General features: G+C 63.3%; 20 protein-coding genes. 12 read left to right on the forward strand and 8 right to left on the reverse strand.

The features are described 5' to 3' along the window. The first annotated feature begins 2 nt into the window (after positions 1-2). Together UC34_RS03560 and UC34_RS03565 are read left to right on the forward strand one after the other, a co-directional pair. Entirely contained in the window at positions 3-731 is a 729-nt protein-coding gene (locus UC34_RS03560; RefSeq protein ID WP_044457701.1) for an amino acid ABC transporter ATP-binding protein, read from the forward strand. 49 nt (positions 732-780) lie between these two features. After that, on the forward strand, positions 781-1,194 hold the full coding sequence (locus tag UC34_RS03565; RefSeq protein ID WP_063389816.1) for a RidA family protein: 414 nt from the start codon (positions 781-783) through the stop codon (positions 1,192-1,194). A 116-nt stretch (positions 1,195-1,310) separates the two neighbouring features. Here UC34_RS03565 and UC34_RS25295 read toward each other — a convergent pair whose 3' ends face one another. The 3 genes from UC34_RS25295 to UC34_RS03580 all read right to left on the reverse strand — a co-directional run bounded on the left by UC34_RS25295 (position 1,311) and on the right by UC34_RS03580 (position 3,691). Further along, entirely contained in the window at positions 1,311-1,898 is a 588-nt protein-coding gene (locus tag UC34_RS25295; RefSeq protein ID WP_157123004.1) for a hypothetical protein, read from the reverse strand. A gap of 510 nt (positions 1,899-2,408) precedes the next feature. Then, positions 2,409-3,143, reverse strand: a complete 735-nt coding sequence (locus UC34_RS03575; RefSeq protein ID WP_044454013.1) for an ABC transporter substrate-binding protein — start codon at positions 3,141-3,143, stop codon at positions 2,409-2,411. Positions 3,144-3,271: 128 nt separating this feature from the next. Then, positions 3,272-3,691 carry a rhodanese-like domain-containing protein gene (locus UC34_RS03580; protein ID WP_044454015.1) on the reverse strand — a complete coding sequence of 140 codons (420 nt, stop codon included), beginning with the start codon at positions 3,689-3,691 and terminating at the stop codon, positions 3,272-3,274. A gap of 128 nt (positions 3,692-3,819) precedes the next feature. On the opposite strand from UC34_RS03580, the gene ftrA reads away from it, so the two are divergent. Beyond that, on the forward strand, positions 3,820-4,824 hold the full coding sequence (gene ftrA / locus UC34_RS03585) for a transcriptional regulator FtrA (protein ID WP_044454017.1): 1,005 nt from the start codon (positions 3,820-3,822) through the stop codon (positions 4,822-4,824). Here ftrA and tcuB read toward each other — a convergent pair. The 4 genes from tcuB to UC34_RS03605 form a co-directional block, all read right to left on the reverse strand. Beyond that, positions 4,821-6,035, reverse strand: a complete 1,215-nt coding sequence (gene tcuB, locus UC34_RS03590; protein ID WP_044454019.1) for a tricarballylate utilization 4Fe-4S protein TcuB — start codon at positions 6,033-6,035, stop codon at positions 4,821-4,823. The two genes, ftrA and tcuB, sit on opposite strands and share 4 nt — an antisense overlap. After that, positions 6,022-7,431, reverse strand: a complete 1,410-nt coding sequence (gene tcuA / locus UC34_RS03595; protein ID WP_044454021.1) for an FAD-dependent tricarballylate dehydrogenase TcuA — start codon at positions 7,429-7,431, stop codon at positions 6,022-6,024. Before tcuA ends, tcuB begins: the two co-directional genes overlap by 14 nt. Before the next feature lie 63 nt (positions 7,432-7,494). Continuing rightward, positions 7,495-8,448 (reverse strand): LysR family transcriptional regulator, encoded by a 954-nt coding sequence (locus tag UC34_RS03600; protein WP_044454023.1) that lies wholly within the window; start codon positions 8,446-8,448, stop codon positions 7,495-7,497. Positions 8,449-8,571: 123 nt separating this feature from the next. Then, a complete protein-coding gene (locus UC34_RS03605; protein ID WP_218919554.1) occupies positions 8,572-9,021 on the reverse strand; it encodes a hypothetical protein in 450 nt (149 codons plus the stop codon). A 169-nt stretch (positions 9,022-9,190) separates the two neighbouring features. On the opposite strand from UC34_RS03605, the gene UC34_RS03610 reads away from it, so the two are divergent. The 6 genes from UC34_RS03610 to UC34_RS03635 all read left to right on the forward strand — a co-directional run bounded on the left by UC34_RS03610 (position 9,191) and on the right by UC34_RS03635 (position 15,944). Beyond that, positions 9,191-9,976 carry a helix-turn-helix domain-containing protein gene (locus tag UC34_RS03610; protein WP_084070961.1) on the forward strand — a complete coding sequence of 262 codons (786 nt, stop codon included), beginning with the start codon at positions 9,191-9,193 and terminating at the stop codon, positions 9,974-9,976. A gap of 252 nt (positions 9,977-10,228) precedes the next feature. Beyond that, positions 10,229-10,672, forward strand: a complete 444-nt coding sequence (locus UC34_RS03615) for a Csu type fimbrial protein (protein WP_237165227.1) — start codon at positions 10,229-10,231, stop codon at positions 10,670-10,672. Between the two features lie 13 nt (positions 10,673-10,685). Continuing rightward, a complete protein-coding gene (locus UC34_RS03620; protein WP_157123007.1) occupies positions 10,686-11,507 on the forward strand; it encodes a fimbrial biogenesis chaperone in 822 nt (273 codons plus the stop codon). Beyond that, a complete protein-coding gene (locus tag UC34_RS03625) occupies positions 11,461-13,860 on the forward strand; it encodes a fimbria/pilus outer membrane usher protein (protein ID WP_084070340.1) in 2,400 nt (799 codons plus the stop codon). The genes UC34_RS03620 and UC34_RS03625 overlap by 47 nt, the downstream gene beginning before the upstream one ends. Beyond that, entirely contained in the window at positions 13,842-14,837 is a 996-nt protein-coding gene (locus UC34_RS03630) for a Csu type fimbrial protein (protein WP_044454027.1), read from the forward strand. The genes UC34_RS03625 and UC34_RS03630 overlap by 19 nt, the downstream gene beginning before the upstream one ends. 417 nt (positions 14,838-15,254) lie before the next feature. After that, complete coding sequence (locus tag UC34_RS03635; RefSeq protein WP_167370632.1) at positions 15,255-15,944, forward strand: fimbrial biogenesis chaperone; 690 nt, start codon at positions 15,255-15,257, stop codon at positions 15,942-15,944. A gap of 4 nt (positions 15,945-15,948) precedes the next feature. Here UC34_RS03635 and UC34_RS03640 read toward each other — a convergent pair whose 3' ends face one another. Continuing rightward, positions 15,949-16,854, reverse strand: coding sequence for a LysR family transcriptional regulator (locus tag UC34_RS03640; RefSeq protein ID WP_044454031.1), 906 nt, complete (start codon positions 16,852-16,854; stop codon positions 15,949-15,951). Positions 16,855-16,986: 132 nt separating this feature from the next. On the opposite strand from UC34_RS03640, the gene UC34_RS03645 reads away from it, so the two are divergent. From UC34_RS03645 to UC34_RS03655, 3 genes are all read left to right on the forward strand, one after another. Further along, positions 16,987-17,883 (forward strand): pirin family protein, encoded by an 897-nt coding sequence (locus UC34_RS03645; protein WP_044454033.1) that lies wholly within the window; start codon positions 16,987-16,989, stop codon positions 17,881-17,883. A gap of 95 nt (positions 17,884-17,978) precedes the next feature. Beyond that, entirely contained in the window at positions 17,979-18,656 is a 678-nt protein-coding gene (locus UC34_RS03650; protein WP_044454035.1) for a hydrolase, read from the forward strand. Positions 18,657-18,966: 310 nt separating this feature from the next. After that, complete coding sequence (locus UC34_RS03655; RefSeq protein WP_044454037.1) at positions 18,967-20,286, forward strand: MFS transporter; 1,320 nt, start codon at positions 18,967-18,969, stop codon at positions 20,284-20,286. Positions 20,287-20,343 lie beyond the last annotated feature (57 nt).

Below are 20,343 nucleotides of genomic sequence, written 5' to 3' on the forward strand. Positions count from 1 at the left end.
CCATCATCGATATCCGTGGCGTCGACAAGTGGTACGGCGCGCACCACGTGCTCAAGCAATGCTCCACGCACGTCGCCAAAGGCGAGATCGTGGTGGTGTGCGGGCCGTCCGGCTCGGGGAAGTCGACGCTGATCAAGACGGTCAATGCGCTGGAGCCGTTTCAGAAAGGCGACGTTGTGGTGGCGGGCACCTCGCTCACTGCGAAGTCGACCGATTTGCCGTCACTGCGCAGCAAGGTCGGCATGGTCTTCCAGCATTTCGAGCTGTTCCCGCATCTCGATCTCACGCGCAATCTCACGCTCGCCCAGCAAATCGTGCTGGGACGCGACGCCGATGCGGCGCGCTCCAAGGCGCGGGCGTTGCTGGATCGGGTCGGCCTGTCCGCGCACGCGCACAAGTACCCCGGGCAGCTATCGGGCGGGCAGCAGCAGCGTGTGGCCATCGCGCGTGCATTGTCGATGGACCCCATGGCGATGCTGTTCGACGAACCGACCTCGGCGCTCGATCCGGAGATGGTCAACGAAGTGCTCGACGTCATGGTCGAGCTCGCGCGTGAGGGCATGACGATGATGGTCGTCACGCATGAGATGGGCTTCGCGCGGCGCGTGGCGCATCGGGTGGTGTTCATGGAGGATGGCGCGATCGTCGAAGACAGCCCGACCGACGCATTTTTCAACGAGGCCGCCAGCCCTGCCGCCAAACGTTTTCTCTCGAAGATCCTTGCGCATTGAGCGCGACTTCCCGCCAATTCATTGGAACGATCGGAACCACAGGAACATCATGACGCACACAAGAATCCGCAAGTTCAACACCCGCGAGACCTACCCGGAACAAAAGCTCGACAACGATCTGTGCCAGGCGGTCATCGCAGGCAACACCATCTATCTGCGCGGCCAGATCGGGCAGGACCTCGATACGCGCGAGTCGGTCGGCATCGGCGACGTGACGGCGCAGACCGAAAGGGCGATGGCCAACGTGAAGATGCTGCTCGACGAGTGCGGCAGTCAGCTCGCGGACATCTGCAAGGTCACCGTGTACATCGTCGACCCGCGTTATCGCGAGGCCGTGTACAACGTGATGGGACGCTGGCTCAAGGGCGTGTTCCCGGTGTCGACGGGCATCGTGGTGCAGGCGCTGGCGCGCCCGGAATGGCTGGTGGAGATCGATGTGACGGCCGTGAAGCAGACGGCGTAATGACGATCTAATGACGGTGCAAGACGACATGGCGACGGCATAGCGCGCATCCGGCGCGCCCGCACGCAAGCCCATGGCCGGCGCACGAGCGTGAGCCATGGGCGTTGTCGCAACGTTCAGAACCGGCGTTTGACGTACACCGTTGCGCCGAGATCTTTCTGGCGAAGAATCGGAATTTTGGCGCTCGCGGAAATGGTCCAGTCCTCCGTCTTGAGCGACAGTCCGCGCTTGGGATCGGAGCCGAGCTTGTCGTCCGAATTGTTCCATTGGACGAGAGATAACTGTGGCGAGCGGTTGGGCCCGATGCTCAGGTAACTCTGCTGGGTTTTGGCCGCGGCGGTGTCTGCGGCAGGCGTCGATTCGAGCCAGTCCGCCGACCGGTGGTCGTTGCCATGCGCCGCACTGTTGACAGCTTCGATCCGCGTGTAGAGAAATGCGTCGGTCTGCGTCACCGGCATTCTGTCGATGCGCTCCAGTGTCTCCGGGCCCTCCCGACCGAACGGATACAGGGTGACGGGAACGGGCGGGACGGCGGCGACCGACACGGGGGCAGGTGGGGGTGGGACGCGCACGGGTAGCGGCGATGGCCCGAGATTGGCCATGATCATCTGTTCGGATGAACCCGAGTCGGCGCCCGCAGCTAACGCCACGCCGCTAAGCGTGACGACACAGGCACCTATCAACCATTTGCTTAGGCACGTCATGGACATGCCTCCCGTGAAGGAATGGAAACGCTATTGCGCTGGCCCCATTTTTACCTTCGTACGACGCACTGACTGCACTTTCCGAACTTCGTATAACGAACGGTCCTGGACAGTCCCAACCGTCTTGAGCGGTTTGCTTGCACCGTATGCAATTAGGAATTTTAGTCAGTCATTTGCAGACCGCTACCCCAATTTGCATCGATGCCGTACGGCATCCCGCTCGCGTGCTTCGCACATGCCCGCCGGACGCGGCTTTGCGCGTGCGCGGGCGTCGTCGGTTCGGGTATATCCCGACGACTCGCGCGATCAGCGCGTCTCGTCTCGCGCCTCGTTATGCGCCTCGTCTCGCGCCCTGAGCCGACGACCGAATTCCGTCGTCACTTCGACCACGGGACGCAGGCGCTCCCTGTGCAGCCAGGCGGATTCTCTTTCATCGCACGCGCGCATCTTTAAAAGTAAGTATATTTTTTATACCGAATACGTAGCCGGGCAAGTACGTGACCGACTCGGTCAAGCCCGGGCTGGCGCAACGCTAACGCCCGTGATGCCGTGCCGCTGCATTGCGTCCTCAACGAAACCCTCCCGCTTCATGTCTTCCACGAATGTCGTCAGGAAGGTCAGTGCGGCCTCGCCGCGCGTGATCGGCACCCCCATCGCCTGACGGATCACCATGAAGCGCTCATCGAGCAATCGGTAACCGCTCAGGTTGGCCACGTCCTGCGCCAGTTGTTGCTTCACGCCGGCAGCCACTTCACAGCCTGTCTCGATGAATGTTCGGACCACGGCGGGCGAAGTCGGCGCACGCACGATCTCGGCATGCTTGAGCTCGCGCGTGAGGAACAGGTCGTACGCGCTGCCCTTGCCGACGACGACCCGCGTGCCTGCCCGGTCGACGTCGGCGTTCGACGTGACGGGCGACGCGTTGCGCACGAGGTAAAAGCCTTCGATGAGGAGGTAGGGCGAGGTGAAACCGATCGTCGCCGCGCGGCGCGGGTCGATGGCAAAGAAGCCCACATCCGCCTGTTCGTTCGTGATCGCTTCCACGGATTTGCCCGCGGCGTCGACCACCACCAGCTCCAGACCGACGCCCAGGCGCTTTGCCAATGCGCCAGCCAGATCGACGGAAAGCCCCACGGGGCGGGACTGCGCGTCGGTGCCCGCGAGAATGGGGTTGCCGAGGTTGATACAGGCGCGCAGCACGCCAGTCGGTGCGAACGCTGCAAGAAGGGTCGGGTCGAGCGTCATGATGGGAAGTCGCGTAGCGGGTTTCAGGACGGGCAGCCGAGGGGCGGCGCTGAGAATCAGCAGTATGCCGAGCTGCCGAGCTTACCGCATTTGCGCGATCACGCAGCATCACGCGGCGTCACGCGGCGTCACGCGGCATCGTGCCTCTCAAGCGCGAAGCCTTCGTCGAGCCAGCCGGTCATGCCGCCGATCATCACTTTGACGGGACGTCCCAATTGCGCCAATCGGATGGCGCCACGTGTCGCACCGTTGCAGTGCGGCCCTGCGCAGTACGTGACGAACAGTGTGTCGGCCGGAAATTCCGCGAGCTTCGACGCGATGATCTTGCCATGCATCAGGTTCACGGCGCCGGGAATATGTCCCTGTGCAAACATCGCCGGGCTGCGGACGTCGAGCAACACGAACCCGGGCGATCCGCTGGCAAGCGCGCCGGCAACGTCGGCGCAGTCGGTTTCGAATTGCAGCGACGCGCGAAAGTGCGCCAGCGCAGCGGTGCTCTCAGCGGCGGGGACGGCGGTGACGGCGTTGGTTTCGTTCAGGTGGGGCATGGCTTGGGTCGCTAGGAAGTTCGGTGTCAGTGGGACCCCCGATAAAGCTAACGGGGGAGTCCTCATTCTGCCGCTGCACCGGCAATCGGATAAGTGTCGCAAATGACAGTATCCGGTAACATCACGCCATGAAACATCATCTTGTCGCGGCATTGGCCTATGACCGGCTCTGCACCTTCGAATTTGGCTGCGTGACCGAGTTGTTCGCGCTGGAGCGCCCGGAGCTCGGCGTGGACTGGTACCGGTTCAACGTTTGCGCCATCGAGTCCGGCCCCCTGCGTGCGGCGGGCGGCATTACGGTCGCCGCGCCGTACACGCTCTCGCGGCTGGACCGTGCGGATACGATCGTGGTGCCCGGTTGGCGCGACCCGGACGAGTTGCCGCCCGAGGCATTGCTCAAGAAGATTCGTGCCGCGTATCGGCGCGGCGCACGGCTTTGTTCGATCTGCTCCGGCGTGTTTGTCCTGGCGGCGGCCGGCGTGCTCGATGGCAAGACGGTGACTACCCACTGGCGTTATGCGCAAAAGCTGCAGCAGCGCTACCCGAGCGTGAAGGTGCAGTCCGACACGCTCTATGTCGACGACGGCCAGATCATTACGTCCGCAGGATCGGCGGCGGGGCTCGACATGCTGCTCCATCTGGTGCGCCGGGACTATGGCAGCGCGGTGGCAAACCGGGTCGCCCAGCGCCTCGTCGTGCCGCCGCATCGCGAAGGGGGCCAGGCCCAGTTCGTGCCGAGGCCGGTGCCGCGCGACGAAAGCGGACGCCTGGCGAAGCTGATGGACTGGGTGCGCCAACATCCCGCGTTGCCGCACACCCTGCGCTCGCTGGCCGAACAGGCGTCGATGAGTTCGCGCACGCTGCAACGGCATTTTCAGGAAGCTACCGGCATGGCGCCCTACGAATGGCTGACGCATGAGCGGGTGGCCGTCGCGCGCGAATTGCTCGAAGCGCAACCGTCGGCACCCATGGCGCGCATTGCCGAACTGGCGGGCTTCGGATCGGAGGAGTCGATGCGCAGGCACTTCCGACGCATCGCTCACACGAGTCCGGCTGCGTACCGGCAGAAGTTCGGTCACGACACGAGCCTCCCATCGGCGGGGACCCGCCCGCGTCGTCTCGGTAACGACTAATCCGAACCCACGCTCAGCGTGCTGCGCTGCCGTTTTTCGATCGATGACTTGAGCAGCGCGGCGCAGCGAAAGATGCCGTGCGCGAACTTGCCATAAGGCAGCGTGGCGAACAGCGCCATGACGATGCCCAGGTGTATCGCCAGCAGCGACGGCATCGCCGCGGTGGTTCGCAACGCGAGCAAGGCAAGACCGGACGCGCTTGTCAGGAGCAGCAACGCAATGAAGCCACGATCCATCGGGCGCTGACGGACATCGCTCCGCGCCGCGGGACGCTTCAGGTTCAGGCACAGCAGCCCTGCCGGTCCCGCGATCAGCCCGATGCCGCCCAGGATGCCGAGCAGAACCGGCGCGCTTAGCACGGGATACGGCGCCTCGACCCCGAGCGCGTAGTGATAGAGCGTGGCGATGGCGGTCGCCGCAAAACAGAGCATGAAGCCGTAGAACGTCAGGTGATGGAAGCGGCGCCGTGCGAGCGTAAAGGCATCGTCCGCTTCGTTGCAGCCATCGCCATGGCCGCCGTCCAGGTATTTCAGCGTCAGCGCGTCTCGGGTCGCCTCCGCCACGGCAGGCGTGCTCGCGCTGGCCGTTCCGGCAGATACGTCGCGCCAGAAACGCCTCACGCCCACGCCCAGCGCGAGCAGCGAGAACAGGAAAACGGTGCCGAACATGGCCGCGAGCAGGTTATGCGGGAAAATCGAGTAGAAACTCCCGGGTGCGCCATCGACCGGCAAGCCGCCCTGCAAAGCAACGCCGAGCCAGAGAAACAGCACGAGGCCAGCCGCAAGGGCGACTGACAGCGTCAGGCCATTGCGCTTGTACAGTGCGCCGAACGACGCGGGAAACGCGTATTCGGTGTAGGTCTCGAGACGGACTTCCGCCATCGCTTTCGGCACATTCACGCCGAATTCGTGAGGCGGTGCGTACTGGCACGCGTGATAGCAGGCGCCGCAGTTGTGGCAGAGATTCGCCAGATAGTTGACGTCCGACTTGCCGAATTCGAGGCGGCGCGTCATGGCCGGGAACACTGCGCAGAAGCCTTCGCAATAGCGACACGCGTTGCAGATCTGCATCTGGCGCGCCACTTCGGTCTCGCTCGCGCTCATCGGCACGATGGGAATCACGCGCGCTGCGCTGCCGTATGACGGGTTTTTCATATCGCTTGATGACGCCATGTGTGAACGCTCGGCGGCGAGCGGGTCAGACTGCTGCACTGGAAACCTCCGTTGTCTGGCGTGCGGCGCGCGCCGCCTGCGTCCCGGCAATGCGCCCGAACGCCGTGCCGATCGACATGCCCACCCCGGCCGTATATCCCTTGCCGAGTACGTTGCCGGCCATCATTTCCCCGGCAACGAACAGGTTGTCACTGGCGCGGCCACCGAAGTGGACCTGTGCGCGTTCATTGGTCTTGAGCCCGAGATACGTGAAGGTGATGCCCGGGCGTAGCGCGTATCCGTAGAACGGCGGCGTGTCGAGGCGACGCGCCCAATGCGTCTTGGGCGGTGTGAGGCCTTCGGTGTGGCAATCGTCCAGTGCTGTGTGATCGAAGGTGCCGACGCGGCACGCATCGTTATAACGCGTGACGGTCTCCATGAAACGCGCTTGCGGCAGGCCAAGCTTGCGCGCGAGTTCGGGCAGGGTGTCGGCCTTCTCACCCGGAAAGACGGGCGGCATAAAGCGGCCGATGGCTTTCGCGTCGATGATCGAATAGCCGATTTGTCCCGGCTGATGCGCCACGAGCCGTCCCCAGATGGCGTAGCGCTTCGGCCAGAAGTCCTCGCCTTCGTCGTAGAAGCGCTCGGCGTCGCGATTCACCACGACGCCGAGCGACACGCAGTCGATGCGCGTGCAGATGCCGCCGTCGTAAAGGGGGGCGCGCGCATCGATGGCAACGCAGTGCGACTGGGACGGGTCGCCGATCATGTCCGCCCCAGCGTCGCGCATATGCTTGATGAGCACGCCCTCGTTAAAGCGCGTGCCGCGAATCAGGAAGTTGTCGGCGGGCCATTCGCCGCGCTCGTTCTGTCCCCATGCATCGCGCAGCCATTCGCGATTGGATTCGAAGCCGCCCGCGGCCAGTACGCAGGCACGAGCTTCGAACCGCTGGTCGCCGCTGCGCGCCGCAATGAAACGGGATCCCTCGAGTTCCAGGGAATCGACGGGGGTGTCATAGCGGATATCGACGCCGAGCGCTTCGGCGCTGCGGTAATACGCGTTGACGAGGGCCTTGCCGCCGCCCATGAAGAACGCGTTGGTGCGCGCCACGTGCAGCGCACCGGACAGCGGCGGCTGGAAACGCACGCCGTGTTTTTGCATCCATGGCCGACACGACGACGATGCACGGATCGTCAACCGCGCCAGAGATTCATTCGTGATGCCGCCCGTCACCTTCAACAGGTCCTGCCAGAATTCCTCTTCCGGATAGGTATCGACGAGCACGTCCTGCGGCGCGTCGTGCATGCAGCGCAGATTGCGCGTGTGTTGCGAGTTGCCGCCACGCCATTCGCGCGGCGCGGATTCCAGAAGCAGGACCGAAGCCCCGGCTTCGCGCGCCATCAACGCGGCGCACAATGCGGCATTGCCTCCCCCGATTACGAGCACATCGACCATCAGACTTGTCTCCTTTCGGACAAATCGTAAAGGTCTCGTGCTCTCGTCGCTATCCGTCAGCCGTCAAGGGGTCTTCACGATTTGTGAAGAAGTCGGCGTGCGCAACTGCGCACCGGGCCAGCGATGTTCCTGGACCAACTGACGGGCGACGTCGGCAAGGACAACGCGAGCGGCGAGTCCGGCGGGAGACAGTTCGTCATCGGAGACGCTGGCGAGCATGTTGGGCCGCATGGCGTATTTCTCGGCGACGGGTACGCTCGTCAGAATGGCGTTCTCGGGTCTGGCGAGCGCCGCGCCGGGCTGTATCGTCGCGCCAACGCCGGCACGCACGACGTCCATCAGCAGCGCGAGACCGTCGACTTCGGCGGCGATGTTCGGTTCGTACCCCGCGCGCCTGAACGCCGCGAGCAGAAGCGAACGCAGGCCGTGGGTGCCGCTGGGGAGAATCAGGGGAAGGTCGCTGAGGTTTTTCAGGCGGACGGAGGCGCTTGTCGGCATGCCTTCGAGATCGCGTGCGCCGATCAGGAACAGCCGCTCGTCGAGCAGCGGCTGCACGCTCCAGCGCTGTGCGGGCGCCTCGTGGAACAGGACGGCGAGATCGATCTGACGCGCGCTCAGCATGGACGCGAGATGCCCGGAGAGACTCTCGACCATGTGCAGTCGTACCTCGGGGTATCGCGCGCGCATGGCTTGCAGGAACGCGACCCCCATCACGCTGGCCGTACTCGGCGCCATGCCCACGCTGACGTGGCCCGACAGGCGCGCCGAGCGTGCGGCGTTTGCCGCGTCGTCGACATGACGCAAGGCGAGTTGCGCCTGACGCCAGAACGCCAGACCGGCGTCGGTCGGCACGACGCCGCCGGAGGTGCGTTGCAGCAAACGCGTGGACAGTTCGCTCTCGAGACGGCTGATCTGCTGACTCAGCGCCGAGGTCACAACGCCGAGTTCCAGCGCTGCCTTGCCCATGCTGCCGTGTTCCACGACGCTGAGAAAATACCGCAGTTGTCTGAGTTCCATGTCGCGACGATCCGAATGAATACCCGGACATTTTATTCGTGGTCTGCGAGTCCCGGGGGGGACTCGCAGGGCGCGGAGCAAGTCACGTCGTCACCGGAAAGCCCGCCATTTCGGCCAGGCATTTCAGCCAGGCGCTGCGCGACGGCGGCGCAGTCCGATGAAGGTCAGCTCGGCGAATACCACGACGGTCACGATCTGCACACCGATGAAGACCTCCCCCAGCCGGTTGGGCGAGATCCAGTCGGATGCCAGCAACACGCCACAGTCGAGCGCCCAGATCAGGTTGATGCCAATGGCCGTCCACATGGCCGCCGGGGGTAATGATGTGCGTCGCACCAGCCAGACGAGCGCCGCGCCGTAGAGGAGCAGGACAAGGCCCGTGCCGCGCAATCCCTCGACAGGCAGGTCCAGCAACGCCGCCAATGGCGCAGCCGCGAGGACTTGCAACAGCCCGACGGCGCCACTGACAAGCGCATCGGCAAGCAGCACGCGGGCAAGGAACGATGCGTTGGACGAAGCATGACGCGAGTCGTGACGCGAAGTTTCCAGAGAAGACTGACGGGATGACATCATGATGATCTCCATCGAAGTGGGACAGAACCGGACAATCCGCGCTTGGCGGCGTTGGTCAGGATGACGAGACATCGGATCTCGCTGGCTGTCATCTTCGCGAGTGCACGTCGCGCCGTCGATTACCTCCGAGGTAATGGCGGCGCACCGCCGGGCCGTTATCATCTGCGTCATGACGACACCCGCTATCGGAACCCTGTTACGCGACTGGCGCCAGCGCCGGCGCATGAGCCAGCTCGATCTCGCGCTGGAAGCCGAGATTTCGACCCGCCATTTGAGCTTCGTGGAGACGGGTCGTGCGCAACCCAGCCGCGAGATGCTGCTGCATCTCGCACAGGCGCTGGACATCCCGCTGCGCGAGCGCAATGCGCTGCTCGTGGCAGCCGGCTTCGCGCCTCGCTTCGAGGCACGCGCATTCGATGCGCCTGACATGGCCGTCGCTCGCGAAGCGGTTCAACGGGTGCTCGACGGTCATGAGCCTTACCCGGCGTTGGCCGTCGATCGGCATTGGACGCTGCTCGCCGCCAATCGCGCGGTGATGCCGCTGCTCGAAGGTGTCGATCCTTCGCTGCTGAATGGCGCCGTCAATGTGCTTCGCCTGTCGTTGCATCCTGACGGTCTCGCCTCGCGCATTGCCAATCTGCCGGAGTGGCGCGAGCATTTGCTGCACCGTCTGCGTCAACAGATTCACGCCAGCGGCGATGCCACCCTGGGCGAGTTGTATGAGGAACTGAAGGCCTATCCCGTGGACGCGCGCGGCCCGGCCCCGGCGGTGCCGCCGTCGGCAAGCATCTTCGTGCCGATGCAGTTGCGAACGAACGACGGGCTGCTGTCGTTTTTCAGTACGACGACCGTCTTCGGCACGCCCGTGGACGTCACGCTTGCCGAACTCGCACTCGAAGCGTTTTACCCGGCCGACGAAGCGACCGGCCGCATCATGCGCGCCATGGTGTTGTGAGGTCGCGCAGAAGCGGCGTCGGCCAGATCGGCGACTTCGTCGTCGGGGCGTAATAAAAATTACGCATTGCAAATAATCCACAAACGCAAACGGAATTAAACGCACACGTTGTCAGGTGGGCGTGTGTCCAAATATGATATGGCGTCACTTGCACTGCATTGAGTCCCGTCCATGGAGGTCGGTATGCTGGATGTACGTCGGTTCATCAGGCTCCCCCTGGCAGGTGCGCTTTTTGTGATCGCGGGGAGCGCCTTGCCCCAAACGCAAACGCTCACCGACACTTTCCAGGTTCGCATCAACATCCAGGGCACATGTCTTGTGCTCACCTCCACGGATGTCGACTTCGGAACGCACGTTCCCAGCGCGGGCTCTCACTCGCAGACGGGCACCATTCGCGTGCAATGCACGAAAGACCTGCCCTTCTCCGTCGGGCTGGATGGCGGGACGACCAACGCAGACGTGAACGCCCGGGCGATGGTCAACGGTACCGGCGTAAAAATTCCCTACACGCTGCGACGTAACAGTCCGACCGGACCCATCTGGGGAAACGACAGTTCAAACTGGCAGACCGGCGTGGGGCAGGGACTCGGGTCCGCCTATGAAATCTCGCTGACGGTATACGCGCAGGCGACCCTTACCGGAAACGAGCCGTCCGGCGCTTACTCGGACACCGTGACGGCAACGTTGACCTACTGATCGGGGAATGACCATGAACAATCCGGTGCGAGTGGCCTCGTGCGGTGCTCGATTGGCGCGATCTGCTGCGGTGCGCGCGATCTCTCTCTTATCGCTGGCGGCGTGCTTTCACGTGGGAAGCGCCACGGCGGCGGTGCTTCAGGTGTCTCCTGTGCGCATCGAATTTGCTTCGGCGCAGCACGCCCAAGCGCTGCAGGTATCCAACAGCGGGACTCGGAGCCTGGATGCCCAGGTGCGTATCGTCCGGTGGTCTCAGGAAGGCGGCAAGGACCGCTTCGATCCGGTCGACGATCTGGTCGCGAGTCCGGCGATTTTGCAGGTGAGCCCGGGGCAGACCCGCGTCGTTCGCCTCGTGCGGCTGCATCCGGCCCCCTCGAATCAGCAGCTTAGCTACCGAGTGTTCGTCGACGAACTGCCGACAAGCAAGATCACTTCCGGCGCGGGCATCAAGGTGCTGATGCGCTACTCCATCCCGCTCTTCGTGGAGCCCGCTTCCGCGAAGACCGGCACAGGCGCCCCCGGCACCCCCGGTGAAGTGCCGCCAACCGATCTGAGCCAGGTGCAAAGCCAACTGGTGGCCGGGCCCGATGGAAAATCCTCACTTTTGGTCAGCAATTCGAGCGCGCACGCGATCCGCATCAGCGATCTCGTCACCTCGGGCCCATCCGGCGGGCAACAGTCGCTTGTCAATGGCCTGGTCGGATACGTGCTGCCCGGTCAGCAGATGGCCTGGCCGATCAACGTCCCCTTTCCCCCGTCTCAAAACCTGACCCTCAAGGCGCGATTTAATGACGATAGGGAAGCCCGGGCGCTGCCGATGGGGGCTCAGCGTTAGCATCGGCGTCGCCCTCGCTGGCGCGGTCGCCGCAGGGCACGGGAAACCTGTCGACGCAGCGCAATCGCAAGTTGAATCGATCGAGGTCCCCGGCGACGTCGCCGTTTCGGCGCCGGGGGACGAAGCGCTGTATCTGGAGGTCGTTCTCAATCGCGTGCGCGTTGGGCGCATCGTACCTGTCGTGCTTCGCGAGGGACGCCTCTATGTCGAGGCGCACACGCTTCACGAGCTCGGGCTTGCCCTGCCGGACGAGCGTGTCCTTGTCGCACTCGACAGTCTGCCGGGACTGCGGGCCTACTACGATATTGCCGATCAGCGCCTGGACCTGAGCACGTCAGTCGACCTTCTCGAAGGCGACGCACAACTGGTCGGCTACCAGCCTCCCCCTGCGCCCCGCCTGGATCCTGCAACGCGTGCGCCCGGCCTGCTGCTGAACTATGACCTCTACACGCAGGACGACGGCCAGACGCGCAGCCTCTCCGGCTGGAGCGAAGTCCGATTGTTCGGCGTGGGTCCGGGGGTGTTCCGTAGCAGCAATATCACGCAGTGGACGGGGGCACGGTTCGCAGGCGACCGGTTCCAGAGCACGCGACTCGACACGTCGTGGCAAATGGATTTTCCCGAGCGCATGGTCAGTATCACGCTTGGCGACACCTACAGCGGTGCGCTTGCGTGGACACGTACGATGCGCTACGGCGGGATTCGCATCTCGAGGAACTTCAATTTGCAGCCGTATCGGGTCACGGTGCCCCTCGCGTCGTTCATTGGCGACACGACGGTTCCTTCCACCGTAGATCTGTTCATCAACGGGATTCGCGAGTCGCAAAGCACGGTTTCCCCCGGACGCTTTCAGGTGCTCAGTGCACCGGTGCTCAATGGCGCGGGCAGTGCGCAGGTGGTCATCACCGATATCACGGGTCAGAGCCGCGTCGTCAATTTCTCCTTGTACAACAGCGCCCGGCTGCTGCAGTCCGGCCTCAGCGACTGGTCCATCGACCTGGGCAAGCTACGAAAAAACTATGGACTGAACTCGTTTTCCTATTCCGATAACGTCATGGCGAGCGGCAGCGGGAGGTATGGCCTCAACAACCATGTGACGCTTGAGGGCCATGCCGAGTCGACAAACGGCCTGACGATGGGCGGGCTGGGAACCTTGCTGCTGCTGGGCCGGACCGGTGGCGTCGTCAGTCTGTCTTACGGAATGAGCCGTAATGGCGGTATGCAGGGCCGACAGTACAGCCTTGGCTACGAGTGGCAAGGCCAGTGGCTAAGCGCCAACATTGCCACCGTGCGGCGTGACAGCGCTTTCCGGGACGTGGCGAGCCTGGAGGGGAGCACGATGCCTCGGCGCACGGACCAGGCGTTCCTGGGCGTCACCATCGGCCGTGGGCAACTGGGTGCCAGTTATGTCCGGCAGGATTACCCCGATACTCCCAAGGCAAGCTACGTCGCGTTGAGCTGGGCGCAGTCGTTGGGCAGCTACGGCAACATCAACCTCAGTGTCAGCCGGGATGTCAGTGGCGGCGCCGGCACGACAACGTTTGTGTACTGGTCGGTGCCGATAGGCAATCGCCACCACGCCTGGGCGAGCGCGCAAAGCCAGCGAAGCGGCGATGCGTTGACCGTGGGCGCAATGCGTACGCTACCGGGCGACACCGACGGATGGGGATGGCGGGTGCAGGGAAGCGCGGGGCGCAGCGCGACGAGCGGCGCAGAAATCAGTCAACTCACGCGCTACGGGCAATGGCGCGCGGGAGCGCAGTACTGGACCAACGCAGGCGAGAGCAATACCGCCGCCTATGCCGGTGCGACCGGCGGACTTTTGTTGATGAAGGGCAGTCTGTTCCCGATGCGACGGGTCGACGACGCTTTTGCCATGGTGTCGACTGACGGGATCGAAGGGGTGCCGGTCAAGCTGGAAAACCGCCTGGTCGGTACTACGGATGACAAAGGTCTCCTGCTTGTGACCCCTCTCAACGCCTGGGAGAACAACGACCTCTCCATCGACCCGCTGGTCCTGCCTGCAGATGTCACCGTGGACCGTGTTCGCCTGGCGGCCGTGCCTGCCACCGGTAGCGGCATGCTCGCACGCTTTCCGATGAAGTCGCTTCTGGTGGTCGAACTTTCCCTGCGCGACGGTCACGGCGAATGGGTGCCCCCGGGCACACAGGTCAACATCCTGCCGGGCGAGCAGATGGCCGTGACCGGTTACGACGGTCGCCTGTACTTGCAGGATCCGCCGGTCGGCGCTCGTATCGTCGTGCACGGCCTGTGCGAAGTCAGTCTGCCTGCCGATTTGCCGGCGCGCGGGCGCATCAATCTCGGAGAACTGGCATGCCTGCAAACAAAATGACGACGCGCCTTCGAACGTGGTTGACGATACTGGTCCTGATCGGCTTGTCATTGGGACTTGCTGCACCGGCAGTCGCACAAAGCTGCTATGTCAATGGCGCTTTCGGGATGAATTTCGGTACCGTCGGCACCAGCGGGCGAGCGGCGACGTCGCAATTGACCTACACCTGTGCGCCGGACTACTCCGGCGCAAATCAGACGTACTACTATCAAATCTGCATATACATCGGGCCCGGGGACTGGAGCGCCGGCCAGCCCACCCGACGCATGAGCAATTACAACGGTGCATTCCTGAACTATGACCTGTTCGCCGATCCGGCGCGCACACAAATTATCGGAGCCCCCGGCACGACGCCGGTTTACCGCGTCTACACTGCAGTGCCGCCAGGCAGCCCGGTGACAGCCAATGCCTCCATTTACGGATGGGTGTATGCAGGACAGTCGGTGCCTGCCGTTCAGGTCTACCAGGAACAAAGCCATCAGGGGCTGATTCGCTATCGCTATGCCACAAACGGCTTCCCGAATTCCGAAGATTGCACCGTGGGCGGCATAGGCGGCGGGAGTGTCGGGTACGGATCGTCCGGTGTGCTCGCGACTTACGAGAATTCCTGCACGATCGTCGTCACCGATCTGGATTTCGGCGCCGTTCCTCCGCCCCAGACCGGTGTCTATGCAACCTCCAGTATCCGCGTGCAGTGTGCGCCGGGTACAACCTGGAAGCTTGGTCTGGACAATGGTCAGCACTACGACGGAATCATGCGTCGAATGGCCGGCGCTGGCGGATACGTAAAATATCAACTATACATAGATGAAAGTCGTACAAATATTTGGGGCAACGATGCAATTAGCATGGTCGCCGGCACCACGGACGTCACGGGCAGTTCCCAGACCGTCACGGTGTACGGCGCGGTCCCGCCGCAGCCGGACGCGTCCGGCGGCTTTTACGCCGACACCATCATTGCCACGCTTTACTATTGATTGCCTATTTTCATAGCGTGACGACACGTTGCGCAGAAACGCATTCGACATGGATCATTCGCGCGCTCGTTGCAGTGCCTTGCGGTATGTCCGCCGTACCATCACTCCGTCCGGTGTGCTGGGCGTCGCGCTGCTGTGCCTGATGTCCTCAAGTCAAGCCGGAACGTCAGCCACCCAGTTCCACGTTGCCATGACACTGGTCGAACGGTGCGAAGTTCGCACGGGCGGCACGCGGGACACGCCATCGGTGTCGTGCTCGCCAGGCGTCAATAAGACCGTAGTGCTCCCTCCGGACGCTCAGCCGGAACCCGCGTTGCCGCAAACGTCCCAGCCGGTGCCAAAGGACCGTCAGGAGCCCTCGACGCAGACGGTTACCGTGGTGTTTTGATGACCGGATACCGAGCCCTGGTATTTGTCGTGACCTGCTTGCTGGGCAATGTCGTCCATGGCGCCGATTTGCAGATCGAGCCTGTGACGGTTGACCTCTCCGAGTCCAGTACATCGATCTGGATTCGCAATCATGGCGCTGAGTCTATCCACGTGACGGCGAAAATTTTTTCGTGGGATCAGGTCGACGGCGATGAACTGCTGAAGCCCACGAACGACGTTGGCGTGAGCCCGCCGCGTGCCGATATCGCGCCCGGTGCACGCCAGCGCCTGCGCGTTATCCGACGGGACAACGCCACGACACAACGGGAGCGGGCATTCCGACTCATCATTGACGCCACGACCAATCCTCCAGCGGCCGTAACGCCACGATACTCGTTGCCGGTGTTTGTCGAAAGTATGGGGGAACGCCCGGTAGCGCTGCTGGCACAGCTGAAATCCACGGACGATGGCAGGGCCCAGCTGCACCTCATCAATCCCAAAGGCTATCGAGCCAAGGTCGTCGATCTGACGTACCGAATTTCGGCGGTCGACGCACAGATTCTGGTTCCCGATCTATCCGGCTACATTCTGCCGTGCAGCTACAAACGATGGATATTGCCCGGCAAGTTCAGTCAGTACAAAGCGGGGCATTTCGAAGCCGTCGTCAACGGCGTTCTCACGATTCTGAACGCGCAGATCGCCGAGCGGAGCAAGCCCATTCAATTGGCGTGCGAATGAATTCTTACTCCTCCTCCATTTGGGCGAACGCTGCTGCCAGATGATCGAGCAGCAGGCGTAACGAAGGCAGCAAACCGCGCCGGGAGGGGAACACCGCATGCAGGATTTCAGGCCTGGGCGCCCATTGCGGCAGTAGCCGAACGAGCGAGCCGTTCGCCAACTGCTCGGTCACCATCATGGTCGGCAAATGTGCAATGCCGACACCTGCAATCGCGGCGTTGCGAATGGCGATCATGTCGCCTGTCACGAAGCGCGGCCGGTGATGAATATCGGCCTGGGTGCCATCCGGGCCAAACAGCTTCCACACGTGGTCCGCCTGCGGCTGACCGACCCCCAGGCTGGGCCAGTCCCCGAGGTCCGCAGGCGAGGCTGGCATGCCGTGGCGTTCGATCAACAGCGGACTGGCAATCAGGCACTGTTTGCGCTCGGACAGCACGCGGACAACGAGATCGCTATCCTGCAGCGGCGGCGGCCGAACCCGGATCGCCATATCGACGCCCTCGGCAACGACATCCACTCTACGGTTCGTGGCCTCGAGATGGATGGTCACATAAGGATGTCTGGCCATGAACTCAGCCAGCATCGTGCCGACACGTGTCTGCAATAACGCAATCGGACAGGCGATTCGCAGGGTTCCGCGCGGCTCCGCGCGACTCATGTCGATGACGTCCTGCGCGGCTTCGGCCTCCACCAGCATGGCCTTGCAGTGCTCGTAGTACGTGCGGCCGATCTCCGTTACGGAGAATTGGCGCGTCGAGCGGTGAATGAGGCGTACGCCGAGGCGCTCCTCGAGCATGGCAATGCGCCGACTGAGCTTGGATTTCGGCATGCCCAGCGCCCGGCCTGCCGGAGCGAATCCGCCATGGTCAATGGCCTGCACATAGTAGTAGAGGTCGTTAAGGTCCTGCATGCGTGCGCCACCATCGTTCTAAAAATAGGACTGTGAGATCGCAAATCGCAGTCTACAAGCAACGTTGGGATTCTCCTATTCTTCTTCGCATGGCGCCGGTATCGCCGGCCCGCAACGCATTAGGAGAGGCACATGAAAAACGTGATGGGTGTGTACAGCGCCCCGCGCCAGCACTGGGTCGGCGACGGTTTTCCCGTTCGCTCGATGTTCTCGTATCAAAGCCACGGCAAGCAACTCAGCCCGTTCCTGCTGCTGGACTATGCGGGCCCGACGCACTTCGGTCCGGCCAGTCAGCCGCGCGGGGTCGGGATGCATCCGCATCGCGGTTTTGAGACGGTGACCATCGTCTACGAGGGGGAAGTCGCGCATCGCGACTCCACCGGTCACGGTGGCGTGATTGGCCCCGGAGACGTGCAGTGGATGACGGCGGGCAGCGGCATCCTGCATGAAGAGTTTCATTCGGAGCGCTTCACGCAATCGGGCGGCCCGCTGGAGATGGTGCAGCTATGGGTCAACTTGCCGGCGCGTAGCAAGACGACGCCCCCGGGCTATCAGGCCATCGCCGAGCGCGATATCCCGGTACGTGTCCTTCCTCGCGATGCCGGAACGGTGCGGGTGATTGCCGGTGACTACGACGGCCAGCGCGGCCCGGCCCGCACGTATACCCCGTTGAGTGTTTGGGATTTGCGTCTGAAACAGGGCGGCGTTGCCGAACTGCCTGTTCCGGAGGGCTGGAACGCGGCATTGATCGTGCTGCGCGGCACGGTGCGCGTGAACACGAGCGCCGTGGCGGGGGAGGCCCAGATGGTGGTGCTGGACCGTGTCGGCAGCGGTGCCTGTATCGAAGCGAATACCGATGCCGTCGTGCTTCTGCTGGCCGGTGAGCCCATCGATGAACCCATCGTCGGTTACGGGCCCTTCGTCATGAACAGCCAGCAGGAAATCGCTCAGGCGATAGCGGATCTGAACAGCGGGCGCTTCGCAGCGCCTGCTGCCAGTCCCGCCAATCCTCTCAATCCTGCCAATTAGCCTCCCGTTCCATTGATCGTTCGCCCGCCGTCGAAGACGAAGACGGCGGACATTTTTCCGGTGCATCCGCACCTCGCATACCAAGGAGCCACATCATGAGCCAACCCGCCAACTTCAACGGCCAGCGCCCTGTCATCGATCCCGCCGATACCGCCATGCTGCTGATCGATCACCAAAGCGGCTTGTTCCAGACCGTGGGCGACATGCCCATGCCTGAACTGCGCCAGCGCGCGGCGGCGCTTGCCAAAATGGCAACGCTGTGCAAATTGCCGGTCATCACGACGGCTTCGGTTCCGCAGGGCCCGAATGGCCCGCTGATTCCGGAGATTCACGAGAACGCACCGCACGCCCAGTACATCGCGCGCAAGGGCGAGATCAACGCGTGGGACAACCCCGAATTCGTCGCAGCCGTGAAGGCGACGGGCCGCAAAACGCTGATCATTGCCGGCACCATCACCAGCGTGTGCATGGCGTTCCCGTCCATTTCGGCCGTCGCTGACGGCTATAAGGTGTTCGCGGTAATCGACGCCTCCGGCACGTACTCGAAGATGGCGCAGGAGATTACCCTGGCGCGCGTGGTGCAGGCCGGCGTGGTGCCCATGGACACGGCCGCCGTGGCCTCCGAGTTGCAGAAAACGTGGCACCGTGAAGATGCGCAGCAATGGGCAGAGATTTACACGAAGATCTTCCCCGCCTATCAGTTGCTGATCGAGAGCTATACGAAGGCGCAGGACGTTCAGAAAAACAGCGAAGTGCTGGATTCGGCGCGCTGATTTTCGCCCGCTGAATCGCGGCGAGGCGTGGCAACGCCGTCCCTCGCCGAATTGCCCCCCCGGGGTACGACGTCAATCGTCGACGGTGCATAGGCCAGGCTGCACGCCTGACGTTGCTGCGGTTGCCGCATCGCCGCAGCCCCTTGCGCTTCAATCAGCACCTTTGCGTGCCGAATCGGCACGAAGTGCCATTTTCCGCCGCCTACACTCCGCTTCCTGAGACTGGCAGACGGCCATGTGCGCGCCTGACGCGTGCGCAAACCGTCCAACACATCGATTCTCAACGCCAGCGAGCCTCCAGGAGCCAGGAATGACCGGTAACACCAAGCCCCATAACCCGTGGCGCGAGATCTGCGCGGCGAGTATCGGTAACGCACTCGAGTTCTACGATCTGCTGATCTATGGCTACTTCGCCATCGTGATCGGTCAATTGTTCTTCCCCGCGCACGACGCCACTACGTCGTTGCTGCTCTCCGTGGGCACGTTCGGCATCTCGTTCGTCACGCGTCCGCTGGGCTCGATCATCCTCGGCAGTTATGCCGACCGGGCGGGCCGCAAGGCCTCGCTCACGGTGTCCATCGGCCTGATGATGGTCGGCACCGCCATGATCGCGTTTGCGCCGACCTACGAGCAGATCGGCATTCTCTCGCCCCTCATGATCATCGTCGCGCGCATGCTGCAAGGCTTCTCGACGGGCGGTGAGTTCGGCGCTGCCACGGCCTTCATGGTCGAGCATGCCGATGCCAAGCGGCGCGGTTTCTTCGCCAGCTGGCAGATGTCCACGCAAGGTCTCGCGACGGTGCTCGCCGCCGGCGTCTCGGCACTGCTGAGCCTGTTGCTCACGGCCGACCAACTGAGCGCATGGGGGTGGCGTATTGCCTTCGCCGTGGGCCTGCTCATCGGGCCGGTGGGTCTCTACATCCGCCGCAACATCGACGAAACCGCCGACTTCAAGAAGCTCGGCGAGAAGCAGCGCGAGAAGTCCCCGCTTCGCGAAGTGTTCGGCCGCGATCGCGCCAACATGCTGCTCGGCGCCGGTGTCGTGGCCGCCGCGACCGCGTTTAACTACGTCCACAAGCTCTACATGCCGACGTACGCCGTCAAGCAACTGCACATCCCGGCCACGTCGTCGTTCATCGGGGCCGTGGTGACGGGTGTGATGCTGATGATCGCTGCACCTGTCGTGGGCCATTTGTCGGATCGCTTCGGTCGCATTCGCGTCATGCTCTGGGCGCTCATCGCCGTGGGCGTGACGACGTACCCGCTGTTCGTACTGCTCAACCGTTACCCGACATTCCAGACGCTGCTGATGGTGCAGGCGCTCGTCGGCCTGCTCATCGCCGTGAGCCTCGCACCGCTGCCCGCGCTGCTGGCGGACATTTTCCCGACGAGCACGCGTGGCACCGGCCTGGCCCTGTCGTACAACTTCTCGGTCACGCTCTTCGGTGGTTTCGCGCCGCTCATCGTGACCTGGCTCATCGATGCCACGCAGAACAAGCTCGCACCGAGCTTCTATGTGATGGCGACGGCCGTGCTCAGCATCACGGCGGTCACCGCGCTCGCGCGTCGCGTGCGGGCGGGCAAGATCGTCGGCATGACGCACGGCTCGCCGCGCGCGACGAAGGCATGACGCCCGCCTGACGAACGTCCGTCCCGACATCCGATGCACTGATTTCCGCTGCAACGA

The organism is Pandoraea vervacti, assembly GCF_000934605.2.
GTDB classification, from domain to species: Bacteria; Pseudomonadota; Gammaproteobacteria; order Burkholderiales; family Burkholderiaceae; genus Pandoraea; species Pandoraea vervacti.